The following is a 12,821-nucleotide window of genomic DNA, read 5'->3' as shown; positions in this document are numbered from 1 at the left end:
CATGGCGCAGTTGGACATCGTCGACGTGGGGCATGCGTACGCGCCGGGTGCCGAGGAGGAGCGGTGGGCTCTCAAGCCGCTGAACCTGACCTTCGAGTCCGGCAAGACCTATGCACTGGTCGGCCCCTCGGGCTGCGGCAAGACCACGCTGCTGAACATCCTGTCGGGCCTGGTCAGACCGTCCCGGGGGCGGGTGCTGTTCGACGGGGCCGACGTCACCGCCCTGCCCACCAAGGCCCGCAACATCGCGCAGGTCTTCCAGTTCCCCGTCACCTACAGGTCGATGACGGTCTATGAGAACCTCGCCTTCCCGCTGCAGTGCCGACGCTGGGACAGCGCGAGGATCGACGCCAAGGTCCGGCAGGTCGCCGAGGCCCTGGACCTGCACGGCCGGCTGCGGCAGCCCGCCCGCGGGCTCACCGCCGATGACAAGCAGCTGATCTCACTCGGCCGCGGCCTGGTCCGGGACGACGTCGCTGCCGTCCTGATGGACGAGCCGCTCACCGTCATCGACCCGCAGCTGAAGCACCTGCTGCGGCGCAAGATCCGGGAGATCACCGAGCAGTTCAGGCCCACCGTGATCTACGTGACGCACGACCAGTACGAGGCGATGAGCTTCGCGCAGGAAGTGCTGGTGATGAAGGACGGCCGTGCCGTGCAGCAGGGCACGCCGGAACAGCTCTTCGAAGCGCCCTCGTCCACCTACGTCGGCTACTTCATCGGCTCACCGGCGATGAACTTCCTGACCGTGGAACGGCGCGACGGATCCCTCGCGCTGGGTGGCCGGACGCTGTCCGCCGCCTGGAACATCCCGCACAGCACGACCGAGGCTCAGGTGGGCGTCCGGCCCGAGTACATCGAGGTCGTCACGGAGCCAGGTCCCAACACCTTCCCCGGCACACTGCGGGGCGTCAGGGACCACGGCGCGCAGCGCGTGCTCGAGGTCGAGGTGGCGGGGCAGCTCGTGCGGGCCAAGACGCCTCGGGAGGAGGGAGTTCCGGCGGACGAGGAGGTCCTGGTCCATCTGCCGCGCGCCAAGGTCCTTCCGTACGCGGACGGTCAGTTGGTACTCCGGTCCTGAAGGCCCGTCGGGCACTCCCGCACTACCTGCCCCTCCCACCGTGGCGGGCCGCCGACCGGGTGGCCCCCCCACGCGGCGTGGGGCGCCGAGGCCGTGGCGGGAGTGCTGCGACGCGGGCAGAGGCGCTGCGTCGACCCGGACCTCTCCCCCCTCCCCCCGACCGCTCGCGGCGGACACCACACACATCAGCGAAGGAATCCCATGATCTTCATCACCGCCAAGTTCCGGGTCCGTCCCGAGCACGCCGACCGCTGGCCCGAGATCACCGCTGACTTCACCCGGGCCACGCGTGCCGAGCCCGGCTGCCTGTGGTTCGACTGGTCGCGCAGTGTGGCGGACCCGACGGAGTACGTCCTGGTCGAGGCCTTCCGCGATGACGATGCCGGGGTCACCCATGTGCAGTCCGCACACTTCAAGGCCGCGCAGCGGACGCTGCCACCCCATCTGGCCGAGACGCCACGCATCGTCAACATGACCGTTCCGCAGCACGACTGGTCGCTGCTGGGAGAGATGGCGGTCCCAGCCAAGGCCTGAGACGGTCAGGTGAACATGCCGGCCAGGGAACGGCGTCTCCGGGGACGCTGACGCGGTCGATGCTGGAAGCCGGCCGGTCCGCGGTGACCTGCGTACTCGGCCAGTTTCCAGCCGTTCTTCCGTTCCACCGGAGCCGGCAGACCCCGCACGTAGTCCCGCATCCGCCACCGCAGATCCACCCTCGAGAACCGGCCCGCAAGCCGTGCGAACACCGACTCCAACTCCCCAGCCCACAAGGCGGAGGTGGGCGTCGATGCGGAGCATCGGCAACCGACGACAACGCTGCAGATGCCGGACACCGGGGAGCTGCTCGCAGGCGGCTACGACGACCACGCCGCGGCGGTCACCTCGACGGCCGCCGAACTGCACCGCGCGGGGATCGGGCACCGGCTCGGCCTCCAGACCGAGGTCCCGCACCGGCTCGGCTACGGGTACGTGCAGCGGGCGGATCTGGTGGTGCGGGCGCCGGCGGCCGGGGTGCCGGTGCTGCTGCTGGAGATCGACCGCCTGGCAGGGGCTGCATGCGGAGCGTCGTGTCATCGTGTCAGGACAGGCGGAGCGGCACGGGCATTGGCACGGGCGAAAGTGGTGGGATCGCGGAATGTGGGGGAGCGCAGGAGTGGGAGGATTGCGCGGGTGATGGCAGGAACCAGTGACATCGAGAAGGCGGCCGGTGTAATGCGCGCCGGAGGCCTGGTGGCTTTCCCGACCGAGACCGTCTACGGTCTGGGCGCCAACGCGGAGGATCCCGACGCAGTCGCGCGCATCTTCCAGGTCAAGGGGCGTCCGCCCTCCCACCCGCTGATCGTCCACATCGGCGGCGCGGAGGACCTGGGTGACTGGGTCGAGGAGGTGCCCGCGACGGCGCGCCTGTTGGCTGAACGCTTCTGGCCGGGGCCCCTGACGCTGGTCCTGCGGCGCGGTCGCCGGGTGCCCCTGGAGGCGACGGGTGGGCTGGAGACGGTGGCCGTGCGTATGCCCGACCACCCCGTGGCACTCGCGCTGCTGTCGGTCTTCGGCAGTGGTGTGGCGGCCCCGTCCGCCAACCGCTTCGGCTCGGTCAGCCCTACAACGGCGGACCACGTCCGTGCGGAGCTTGGTGATGCCGTCGACTTCGTGCTGGACGGCGGCCCCTGCGCGGTCGGCGTCGAGTCGACCATCGTCGACGCCACGGGCGATGCCCCGAGCGTCCTTCGGCCCGGCGGGGTGACGCGTGAGGACCTTGAAGCGGTGCTGGGGCGCCCGCTCGCGGTCCCTTCGACGAGCCGCGTCCGAGTGCCGGGCCAGCATCCTTCCCACTACGCGCCTCGGGCGCGGGTCGTCCTCGTCGAGCCCGAGAAGGTCGTCGCCGAAGCGGAGCTCGCGCAGGAGCTGGGGCACCAGGTGGGCGTTTTTCTTCCCCCCTCCCTCGCCAACGCCCCGGTGAAGGCGCACGCCGTGGTGGCGGTTCCCGGTTCGATGGCTGCCTACGCGCGCGGGCTGTATGGGTGCCTGCGCGAGCTCGACCAGCGGGGGTGCGACCTCATCGTCGCGTCGTTGCCGGCGGAGGAGGGGCTGGGACTGGCGATCGCCAACAGGCTCCGCCGCGCCGCGGGACCCCGGCCCTCTTGAGCGACCAGCACCGATCCGTTCGATGAGGGCTGCCACAGCGCCCACCGGATGCGCACCGATCCCGAATGGCGCACGGTCGTGCCGGACCTTCACGAACGCTGAACACCCGGCGTCACGAAAGCGCGTCTGCAGGTACCTCCAGGCCCCGGGCGGTGACCAGGCGGGCCGTTCCGTCGGTCAGCCGGTACGACAGTCCCACCACGGCGGCCAGTCCGGCTTCGACCGCCTGCGCCAGGCCGCGGGAGCGCTCCAGCAGCAGGTGAACGGTGTGCCGGATGTGCTCGGCGATGAAATCGGCGTCCTCGGTGCGACCTGCGGCGCGGGCGGCCAGCACGCTGGGGGTCACCCGCTCGATCACGTCCCGTACGTAGCCCCCCACCGGTGTGCCCTCATCGACAGCAGAGCGGGTGGCCGCGACCGCGCCGCACGCGTCGTGGCCGAGCACCACGATCAGCGGGGCGCCGAGCACGCTCACCCCGTACTCGATGCTGCCCAGCACTTCCGGTCCCGCGACGTGTCCGGCGGTGCGGACCACGAACAGGTCGCCCAGTCCGCGGTCGAAGATGATCTCGGCGGCCAGGCGGGAGTCGGAGCAGCCAAAGAGCACGGCGAACGGGTTCTGGGCTGGGACGACCTCGGCACGGCGGGCGGCGTCCTGGTTCGGGTGTTCGGGGGCACCGGCGACGAACCGCTTGTTGCCGTCCAGCAGCATCTCGAAGGCTTCATGGGGCGTAAAGGTCTGGGTGTCGGCCATGGGAAGCAGACTACGACCAGGCCCCGGGCACGGCCCTGCCAGGTCTGGCCGTAACTGAGGCGCCGCTCGAGGTCAGGAACAGGGGCGGCAGCACCCCCAGCCGCTGGGCGATGGCCTCTTCTGCCCGGGACCTCAGCGCGCAGCGAAGCTGGTCGGCCCGATACGGCCAGCCCACGTCGTGGGCCGGTTCGGCCCCACCGCGATCGTCACCCCGCTCCTCACCGCCCGCCATCACACCACGCACAACGAACAGCGACTTGGACACGCCGTGGACCAGACGAGGGAACGGGCATGCCTCGGCCGCCCAGCGATGGGGCCGTCCGGTCCGCTGCCCACAGGCCGGGGATCATCGGGACGGCTTTTGTACTGCCGAGCGCACTCGCGCCGTCAGTATCTTCGGTGAGGAGGGTTTCGATTCGTTTCACGGTCTTCCCCGGCTCGTGACGTGGGGCTGGCCTGCGGTTCTTCGAGCCGAGTGGGCGTCCGGGCCCTGGCTTGGAGGGTCTGGGCACGTCGGCGGGACGGGCGGTCTTCACGCGGAGGTGGCGGAACCCCCGGCGGACCCGGGCAGGGGTGAGCCGGTGCGGCTCGGAGGGCCGTTCCCAGGGGCGGCGGAGGTCCTCGGCGAGGGGCCGGGCGAGGCGGAGTTGGGTGTGGGCGGCGATGATCAGCCAGGTCCACAGGTCGGCCGTGTGTGGATCGCGGACCTTGGGGACGGTCCAGCCGAGGGTCTGCTTGAACAGCCGGAAGGTATGTTCAAGATCGAATCTGCGGAGGAACGCCTGCCAGCGGACATCGACCTCCTGGCCGGTCATGCCGGTGCGCGAGGACCACAGCCACACCGGCTTGAGGTCGCGGTCACCGGGCAGGTACTCGACCTTCAGACGGATCAACGTGCCGTGGGTCAAAGGGAGTTCACCGCAGTGGTCGAGCCAGGGGCCACGGGCCTGCAATCGTGGGTGCATCCGGTCCCAGGCGAGGACTTCGGCCGTGCCGTAGCGGGTGGTGTCGCACGTCGTGGCCTGGTCGGGGGTGTGCCAGGACTCCGGCTTGGAGAAGGTGAGGACGCCGCCGTGCTTGCGGGGCTGCCCGCCACGCGGGGTGGAGCGACGCGGCCCGGCATCCCGGAGCATGACCCGGTCCGAGCGCAGCCGGCCGACCAGCTCGACGGGCAGGTCGGCCAGGACGTAGGCGAGGCGGGTCACGTCGTAGCCGGAGTCCATGACGACGAGGATGTCCTCATCGCCCGGCCGTCACTGCCCGGCGTGCACCAGCCGGGTGACCACCTCACGCAGCTGGGCGGCGGTGATTGCGGTGGCGTCGTCGGCCGGCCCGACCCGGATCGCGTCCAGCACGGCTGTCCAGGAGGTGCGTCCCGTCTCCAGAGCGGCCACGAAGGAGTAGGGCCAGCCGGGGATGAACTGATCGGCGCTGCGGCCCCGCCCGTAGACATGGCAGAACAGCAACTCCGGACTGGTCGGGGCATCGGGGCGCAGCCAGTTGCTCACGTCCACGGCGAGGACGATCCGCCCGTCGGCGGTACGTGGCAGCGGTGTGGAGGCCAGCAGCCTGCGCAGGCGTCGCGGCTCCAGCCAGCCGTGATTGACCGCGTCGTACATCGCCCCGTGCCCGCGCCGGTGCTCGGCCGTGAGCGTCAGCTCGACCAGCGAGGTGACCGGACCATCGGCACACAGCACTGCGTCGGTGAGCTCGAAGAGCGCATCCGCACGGCTGTAAAGGCAGTCGTAGAACTGGACACGAAACTGGGACAGGATGCCCAACGCGGCCTCAGCAGACTGTTCAGCGGCAAGACTCTTCACCAGCGGCCGTTCCTTCACGCGACGTTGCTCGACACCTCGAAGCGTGAAGAACGGCTGCCCTGCTGTCTCAGGAACACACCAAGATCAGCAGGTCGAGTGACCAGCGAGGATAAATGGCAAGCTCAGCGTGCTGCGACGGGCCGCTGGCCGAGTCGGGTGGCGCACTACCGCTTCGCCCCGCGCAGGTCCGCGCCGTACAGGTCCGCTTCGCGCAGGTCCGCACCGCGCAGGTTCGCTTCGCGCAGGTTCGCGCCGTGCAGGTTCGCTTCGCGCAGGTTCGCGCCGTGCAGGTTCGCTTCGCGCAGGTTCGCGCCGTGCAGGTCCGCGCCGCCCAGGTCCGCGCGGAGCAGATCCGCGCTGGACAGGTCAGCGTCCTCTAGGTCCGCGTTGACCAACTTCGTGCGGCGCAGGTCCGCGCTGTGCAGGTCCGCACCGCCCAGGTGCGCGTCGCCCAGGTCCGCGCCGCCCAGGTGCGTGCAGCGCAGGTCCGCGCTGAACAGACTCGTGTTGACCAGGTCTATTGGGGCGGCCCCGTCATGAATGGGGTCCCGTCTGCCGAGTGCGGTGAGGGCTGCCTGGACGTCGCTGGCAAGTAACTTGAGAGCTGGTGCCCCCTTTATCGGCCTCTTGGCGTGGTTGCGGACGTAGGTGGACAGGGCGTTGACGATGGAGGGCTGGTCACGGGGGGAGTCCTCCATGATGCGCTGCAGGGCGTAGATGCCACCCAGGCGTACCTCCTCGGAATCGTCGCCGATGTTGCTGACAGCGTTGTTGTAGCGGTCGGTGACCTGCCCTTCGCGGGTGAGGGCGTGCTCGTTGCGGATGAGGGCCTGCTCGTTGTCGACCTGTTGGAGCGACAGCCAGGCGAAGATGATCACGGCGAGAGAGCCAAGAGCGGCGAGAGTGCCCGCGGCCTCCTGGATGCGGGACCACCGGTCCGCTGGTGCGACAACGACGGCTGGCTGCTGAGCGGCGGCCGCTGTGGGCGCGGGGGCACGGCGGCGTCGGCCTGGAGGGCGGGAGCCGATCGGAGCGGCCGGACGGCGGGGAACGGTGCGAGTGCGGCGGCGGACGACACGCTGCAGACGCGCGGCGCTGCTGGAGTTGCGGGGCGGTGTGACGGCCATGAAGCCCTTGATACGGGTGTCCGGCGGCCGGTGCGCCGAGTGTTGCGAAGCTGTAGCAGGGCGTGAGCCGCGAGGGCTGGCCGATCCCGAGGGGGCGGTGTGGGGCTCGCCGAAAGCCGCGGTGAGCCCTGCGCTGCGTGCCCCTGCGGACAACCCCACTTCTGCCCCCCGGGCAGTGACATGATGGCCAGGTAGGCGGCCACGACGCTGGTTGGCGGGCGGGCTGGTCCGGGTGGCGACGTGTGGGGGTACGGTGCTGTTCGATCAGGCCGATCTGTACCCAGCCCGCGTGAGGCTCGCCTCCCGGGAGAGCCCGCAGGCCCGCGACCGATGCCAAACCGGAAGGTGGCCAGGGCGGTCGCTCCTGGCGGCTGTCACTGAACCAGGGTGCGGGACCCGCGCAGTTCGGCCGCCTGCGCGGGGTCGGCGTCGGAGAGGGCGAGTGACCAAGCCAGCTCCTCGGGGCGGGTGAGGGGGCGGGGAATACGGGCGAGTTCGCACGCAGCGCTGCGCGAGGGTCGTCGCGCAGTCGTGCGGCCGCACCGCGTTCGCAAGAGCGGGCGTTGCCGAGGTGCCCGGCTTGGGCGAATGCGGTTCGCAAACCGGCGGCGGCCTGTTGCAGGGCGTCTTCGGCGGCGACCTCGGCGGCGAGGTAGGCGTCGGGGTACTGAGTACGGCTGGGGTGGGCCAGCGCGTCCAACTGAGCACTCATCAACGTCTCGACGTGCTCGGCCAGGGCCTCGGTTACGAGGTCGACGGCAGCCTCACGAAGCCCGGCCGGACTGCCGGCGGCGTCGAGGCGGGCGCCCAGGTAGTGGTCGACGAGATCGGCCGCGAACTCCCAGGGGCTGTTCATGCGCTGCCCTCACTGCTGGAAAGGGCGGCGGATATGGCGCGTGCGAGTGTCGGATGGGCTGCGGTCGCCGGTGGGGAGGGCGGCCGGTATCCGGCGCGGGTGAGGACTGCGGAGGCTTCGGTGCGCACGGACAGCATGCCGCTGCTGCACAGGGCAGCGCCCGCGGCCTACCGGCACCACTGTCCATCCACAGCAGGTGAGCCATGGCCGGGTCCAGCAGCGCGCCGGCGACGGCCACCACCTCGGGGAAGACGACCGCGTTCCGCCCCACGATCCGCCACCGCTCCAGATCGTCTCCGGCGTTGCCGCCCGCGACCTGGTGCAGGCGGCGCGGCCAGATCGTCTCCCGCCAAGCAGGGCCTGCTCCCACCACCGGGCCACCACCGCCTGTGCCAGGGCGAACACCCGCTCCGGATAGGCCCCGGTCCGCACCGCCCGCCGCGCCACACCGGTCTACCGCCGCCGTGCCGCGATCACCTCGGGCAGGCCACGCAGGTCGAGGTGTTCCAGGGATTGGTCGGCGTCCGCATCGAGCAGCCACCGCCCATGTCGGCCGCACACCCGGGACCAGAGCGGCGCGTACCGCACCACCCGCACGGCCGTCCCTGTACGCCGGGTGGCGCACAGGCGGCAGCTGAACGCCACCGGCCCGGCGACCGCGCCACCGGTCCGCCACGCCGCCGCCGGCGCCGCGTCCTCCCCGGCGGGCAGCTTGGCGTCTTCTTCTTCCCAGGACGGCAACGCCCGCGCAAGGAGCTCGTGTCCGACGCCGCACATAGTGGACAGGTGATGCCGCTCCGCCGCGTTCAGCAGCACCTCGCCATCAGCCCGCGCGCCACCGCCCTCGTGTCGGGGCTGGTAGTTGCGCCACTGCCAGCAGGACCGCAACGTCTTTGCCTCCGTCCCATAGTGGGCCGCGACACGGCACAGGAGCGAGAACGTCGTCTCCCCGGGCAGAGGCGCTACGCGGAAGATCCCGACAGCCATCGCAACAGGCTCCCGCATGGAGGGAGACCGCGGCAGCCATTCATCCGGCACACATCGAGCACGCAGCGGCCGCCCGCGATCCGGGCGGCCGCCGTGAGGGAAAGCGGATGTGGCGCGAACTATTCAGCGCCGACGGCGGCCGCTGGGGGCGCCGCAAACCTCGGTCCTTAGATGTGATCACGCTTGATCGGAAACCGTTGCACTGTCCCATGGGGTCGCGGGAGAGTGCAACGCGTTTCCGTCGGGTACTGTGACGGACAGTCAAGAAGTAAGTACGCAGGGGAGTTGGGCATGTAGGGGCTGTGGTCAGCGGGTGTCTCCCAGGGACACGAGCAACCCGCGCAGGATCCGGGTCAGGTCCTCGCGGTCCGCGTCCTCCAGGCCCGAAAGGATCTTCCGCTGGTTCTGTACATGACCTTCCACCGTGCGGTCGACCAGGTCCCTTCCCTCGTCCGTAAGGGCGATGTGCAGGCTGCGGCGGTCGCCGGGGACGGCCTCGCGTGTGACGAGGCCGCGGGCGACGAGCCGGTCGATGCGGTTGGTGAGGGCGGCCGAGCCGATCATGACGCTGGCGGCCAGTGACTTGGCCGTCAGCGGTCTGCCGCTGCGGCGCAGGGTGGCCAGGACGTCGAACTCCCACGTCTCCATGCCGTACTGGGCGAAGTAGTCCTTCAGGTGGGTGCTGACCAGTCGCGACAGTCGCAGGATGCGGCCGATCGCGCCCATCGCGTCGAGATCCAGGTCGGTGCGCTGAGCGGCCCACTGGTCGAGGAAGTCGTCGACGGCATCACGCATGGGGTCACCTCTTCTTTGCTCTTGCTTCATCCAGGTTAATTCGATGCCTAACTGTTTGACTCAACTCTAGTTCATGGCGTAGTTTCTCGATGTCAGATAGTTCGATATCGAAGGGTTAGCCTGTGGAGTCGCCCGCTGCCGACCACACCACCGTGTCCAGGATCATCCGTTCACGCCGCAGCATCCGCCACTACCGGCCGGACCCGGTACCGGCGCCGCTGCTGCGCGAGCTGGTCGATCTCGCCCTGGAAGCGCCGTCGAGCTTCAATCTCCAGGCCCGCTCCGTCGTCACCGTCACCGGTGAGGAGGGTCGCAAGGCCCTGACCGAGGCCACCGGCGGGCAGCCGCATCCGCAAGAGGCGCCGGTGATGCTGGTGTTCGTCGCCGAGCCTGGCGCGTGGCGGGAGGACCGGGGCGACGTCTGGGACACGGCGACACGTCTCGGGGCGTGGTCCGAGCGGTTCGCGGTGGCATCGCCGGACGACGCGCGTCTCTTCCACGAGAACCTGTGGCGGCGCGGGCTGGAGCGCGAGTACGCCGTGAAGGACGCCATGATCGCCGCGTCCTTCCTGATGATCGCCGCCCACGCGGCGGGCCTCGCGACCAGTCCCATGAACGGCTGGGACGAGGACGAGGTGAAGAAGGCGATCGGGGCTGAGGGCCGCGACGACCTGCACATCGCCCTGCTCATGCCGCTCGGCTACCCGGCGGAGACACGGCTCCATCCCGGGCGCAGGGACCGCTCGCTGACGGTGTTCAGCGAGACGTACGGACGGTAGGGCCGCCGTCCATCTCACAACAATCGCAATCCAACAGGGGGGTTGGTCCACGTGACCACTGTCAACAAGCTCGTCCAGGTCGCCGGCATCATCGACGCCGACGAAGCCGACATGATCATCGGCGAGGGGGCCGACTGGATCGGGTTCGCGCTGCGGCTGCCGTCCGGGAAGGACGACATCGCCGAGCAGGACGCCGCCGTCATCATCAAGGGACTCCAGGCCCCGCACGCGGGCGTCCTCATCAGCTACCTCACCGACGCGGAGGAGATCAGCGACTTCTGCCACGAGCTCGGTGTCGTCGCCGTACAACTGCACGGTGATGTGGAGACGGAGCAGCTGCGGCGGCTGAAGGAGATCCGCCCCGACCTGTTCGTGCTGAAGTCCCTCGTCGTCAGGCAGGACAACGCCGAGGAGCTGCTGGAACTCGTCGACGACACCCACCCTTTCGTCGACATGTACATCACCGACACGTTCGACCCGAGGACGGGCGCCAAGGGCGCCACCGGCCTCACCCACGACTGGAACGTCTCCGCCGAGCTGGTCCGCCGCTCGCCCAAACCGCTGATGATGGCCGGCGGCCTGAACCCGGAGAACGTCGGCGACGCGATCCGGGCCGTCAAGCCCGCCGCCGTCGACGCGCACACCGGCCTTGAGGGCCCCGACGGACGCAAGGACCGCGCCAAGGTCGCCAAGTTCATCGCCGAGGCCCGCCGCGCCTTCGACGAGATCGGCTGACTCGTCCGCGCCACCGAATCAGGGGGCGCTCGTGACGAAAAAACATACCGGTCGCCCCGACCTTTCCTCCGCGTTCCAGCGATCCGCGTTCCAGCCACCAGCGAGGAGCTCAGCCATGGCCACGGGCCACAACGTGCATCTGTTACCGCAGACCGACCAGTTGCGCGCCATCCACACGATCATCAGGGACAAGGACTGCACCCGGGAGGACTTCGTCTTCTACTCGCGTCGCGTCATCCGACTCCTGCTCGAAGCCGGCATGGACCTGCTGCCGTTCACCAAGAAGGACATCACCACGCCCGTCGGCGCCACTTACCAGGGCTTCGAGTTCGCCACGAAGATCTGCGCGGTGCCCGTCATTCGGGCCGGTGAGGCCATGGAGGGTGAGCTGCGCGACGTCCACCCTGGCATCCGCATCGGCAAGATCCTCATCCAGCGCGACAAGCGGACCAAGCTGCCGCACCTCTACTACAAGCACCTGCCCGCCGACATTGCCGACCGGCACGTACTGCTGCTGGAGCCGATGCTGGCCACCGCCGGTTCCGCGCTGGCCGCCGTCGACGCGCTGCTCGACTCCGGCGTGCGCGAGAACCACATCATCATGATCAACTTTCTGTCCTCCCCCGAAGGCCTGCGCCGTGTCGCCCAAGAGCGGCCGCACGTGAAGATCGTCACCAGCGCCATCGAGGACCGGCTCAACGAGCACGCGTTCATGATCCCCGGCATAGGTGACTTCGGCGACCGCTTCTTCGGAACAACCGACTCCGGAGCCAACACATGAGCAGTCAGGCCGGCAGCCCAGCGGGCGGCTCGGTGAGCGGCCAGCGCCTCGCGGCGACGTCCGCACTCACCGCCCTGGCCCCCGCCGTCTGGGGTTCCACCTATCTGATCACCACCGAGTTCCTGCCACCGGACCGGCCCTTGCTGGCCTCCACCCTGCGTGCCCTGCCCGCCGGACTGATCCTGCTGCTGGTGACGCGGACCCTGCCCAAGGGGATCTGGTGGTGGCGGGCCGTCGTCCTCGGCGTGCTGAACATCGGCGCCTTCTTCTACCTGCTCTTCCTCGCCGCCTACCACCTGCCCGGCGGAGTGGCCGCCCTGGTGATGTCCGTCCAGCCGATGATCGTGCTGCTGCTCGGCGCGCTGCTGCTGAAGGACCGGATCCAGCCGGTCCACCTCGTCTCCTGTCTGATCGGCGCCGCGGGCGTGGCACTGCTCGTGCTGCAGCCGCACGCGGACCTGGATGGCGTCGGCGTCGTGGCCGGACTCCTCGGCGCGGTGTCGATGGCGTCCGGCATCGTTCTCACCAAGCAGTGGGGCCGCCCCGACGACGTCAGCCTGCTCACCTTCACCGGCTGGCAGCTGACCGTCGGCGGCCTGGTCCTGCTGCCGATCACCCTGGCCACCGAGGAGCTGCCCGACCACCTCACCTGGGGCAACGTCGGCGGATTCCTCTACCTCAGCATCATCGGCGCCCTGATCGCTTACGTCCTGTGGTTCCGCGGACTGTCGAGGCTGCCCGCTCTCGCCGCCTCGTTCCTGTCGTTCGCCTCACCGCTGTGCGCGACGATCCTCGGCTACCTCTTCCTCGACCAGACCCTGGGCGCGCTCCAACTGCTCGGCGCGGCGGCCGTCGTTGCCGCCGTGGTCCTCGCCCAGCCACGCAACAGACCCAAGCCGACCACACCGGTACCGCCGACGCGCGCCGCCAGCCGCGTCTGAGTACCACACCGAAAAATCCC

11 protein-coding genes and 1 pseudogene are annotated in these 12,821 nt (G+C 69.8%); 7 read left to right on the top strand and 5 right to left on the bottom strand.

The window, feature by feature from the left end:
* Position 1 precedes the first annotated feature (1 nt).
* From ACF1A1_RS37495 to ACF1A1_RS37485, 3 genes are all read left to right on the top strand, one after another.
* The gene (locus ACF1A1_RS37495) at positions 2–1,081 is read left to right on the top strand and encodes an ABC transporter ATP-binding protein (RefSeq protein WP_392006423.1); all 1,080 of its coding nucleotides are present in this window, start codon (positions 2–4) and stop codon (positions 1,079–1,081) included.
* 201 nt (positions 1,082–1,282) lie between these two features.
* Positions 1,283–1,615: a putative quinol monooxygenase gene (locus ACF1A1_RS37490; protein WP_392006421.1), complete on the top strand. Its 333-nt coding sequence runs from the start codon at positions 1,283–1,285 to the stop codon at positions 1,613–1,615.
* Between the two features lie 639 nt (positions 1,616–2,254).
* A complete protein-coding gene (locus ACF1A1_RS37485; protein WP_392006466.1) occupies positions 2,255–3,226 on the top strand; it encodes an L-threonylcarbamoyladenylate synthase in 972 nt (323 codons plus the stop codon).
* Between the two features lie 112 nt (positions 3,227–3,338).
* Here ACF1A1_RS37485 and ACF1A1_RS37480 read toward each other — a convergent pair whose 3' ends face one another.
* The 5 genes and pseudogenes from ACF1A1_RS37480 to ACF1A1_RS37460 form a co-directional block, all read right to left on the bottom strand.
* Positions 3,339–3,980 (bottom strand): carbonic anhydrase, encoded by a 642-nt coding sequence (locus tag ACF1A1_RS37480; protein ID WP_392006419.1) that lies wholly within the window; start codon positions 3,978–3,980, stop codon positions 3,339–3,341.
* 404 nt (positions 3,981–4,384) lie between these two features.
* Positions 4,385–5,761: pseudogene (locus ACF1A1_RS37475) on the bottom strand (NF041680 family putative transposase); the annotation flags it as partial.
* Between the two features lie 203 nt (positions 5,762–5,964).
* On the bottom strand, positions 5,965–6,678 hold the full coding sequence (locus ACF1A1_RS37470; protein WP_392006417.1) for a pentapeptide repeat-containing protein: 714 nt from the start codon (positions 6,676–6,678) through the stop codon (positions 5,965–5,967).
* A gap of 1,558 nt (positions 6,679–8,236) precedes the next feature.
* Complete coding sequence (locus ACF1A1_RS37465) at positions 8,237–8,770, bottom strand: hypothetical protein (protein ID WP_392006415.1); 534 nt, start codon at positions 8,768–8,770, stop codon at positions 8,237–8,239.
* 306 nt (positions 8,771–9,076) lie between these two features.
* Positions 9,077–9,565, bottom strand: a complete 489-nt coding sequence (locus ACF1A1_RS37460; protein WP_392006413.1) for a MarR family winged helix-turn-helix transcriptional regulator — start codon at positions 9,563–9,565, stop codon at positions 9,077–9,079.
* Between the two features lie 122 nt (positions 9,566–9,687).
* On the opposite strand from ACF1A1_RS37460, the gene ACF1A1_RS37455 reads away from it, so the two are divergent.
* The 4 genes from ACF1A1_RS37455 (at position 9,688) to ACF1A1_RS37440 (ending at position 12,801) form a co-directional block, all read left to right on the top strand.
* Complete coding sequence (locus ACF1A1_RS37455; protein WP_392006411.1) at positions 9,688–10,344, top strand: nitroreductase family protein; 657 nt, start codon at positions 9,688–9,690, stop codon at positions 10,342–10,344.
* Positions 10,345–10,395: 51 nt separating this feature from the next.
* On the top strand, positions 10,396–11,079 hold the full coding sequence (locus tag ACF1A1_RS37450; protein ID WP_392006409.1) for a phosphoribosylanthranilate isomerase: 684 nt from the start codon (positions 10,396–10,398) through the stop codon (positions 11,077–11,079).
* A gap of 115 nt (positions 11,080–11,194) precedes the next feature.
* Complete coding sequence (upp, locus tag ACF1A1_RS37445) at positions 11,195–11,860, top strand: uracil phosphoribosyltransferase (RefSeq protein WP_392006407.1); 666 nt, start codon at positions 11,195–11,197, stop codon at positions 11,858–11,860.
* A gap of 32 nt (positions 11,861–11,892) precedes the next feature.
* Complete coding sequence (locus tag ACF1A1_RS37440) at positions 11,893–12,801, top strand: EamA family transporter (RefSeq protein ID WP_392006464.1); 909 nt, start codon at positions 11,893–11,895, stop codon at positions 12,799–12,801.
* Positions 12,802–12,821 lie beyond the last annotated feature (20 nt).

The sequence above is a fragment of the Streptomyces sp. NPDC014995 genome, assembly GCF_043080745.1.
GTDB lineage: Bacteria > Actinomycetota > Actinomycetes > Streptomycetales > Streptomycetaceae > Streptomyces.
Note: the sequence above shows the minus strand (reverse complement) of the source record. Positions and strands in the feature narration are given on the sequence as shown.

Bases quoted from the DNA above. Each gene is read 5' to 3' on its own strand.
- ACF1A1_RS37495 (WP_392006423.1), top strand. From the start codon at position 2: ATGGCGCAGTTGGACATCGTCGACGTGGGGCATGCGTACGCGCCGGGT.
- ACF1A1_RS37490 (WP_392006421.1), top strand. From the start codon at position 1,283: ATGATCTTCATCACCGCCAAGTTCCGGGTCCGTCCCGAGCACGCCGAC.
- ACF1A1_RS37485 (WP_392006466.1), top strand. From the start codon at position 2,255: ATGGCAGGAACCAGTGACATCGAGAAGGCGGCCGGTGTAATGCGCGCC.
- ACF1A1_RS37480 (WP_392006419.1), bottom strand. From the start codon at position 3,980: ATGGCCGACACCCAGACCTTTACGCCCCATGAAGCCTTCGAGATGCTG.
- ACF1A1_RS37465 (WP_392006415.1), bottom strand. From the start codon at position 8,770: ATGGCTGTCGGGATCTTCCGCGTAGCGCCTCTGCCCGGGGAGACGACG.
- ACF1A1_RS37460 (WP_392006413.1), bottom strand. From the start codon at position 9,565: ATGCGTGATGCCGTCGACGACTTCCTCGACCAGTGGGCCGCTCAGCGC.
- upp (WP_392006407.1), top strand. From the start codon at position 11,195: ATGGCCACGGGCCACAACGTGCATCTGTTACCGCAGACCGACCAGTTG.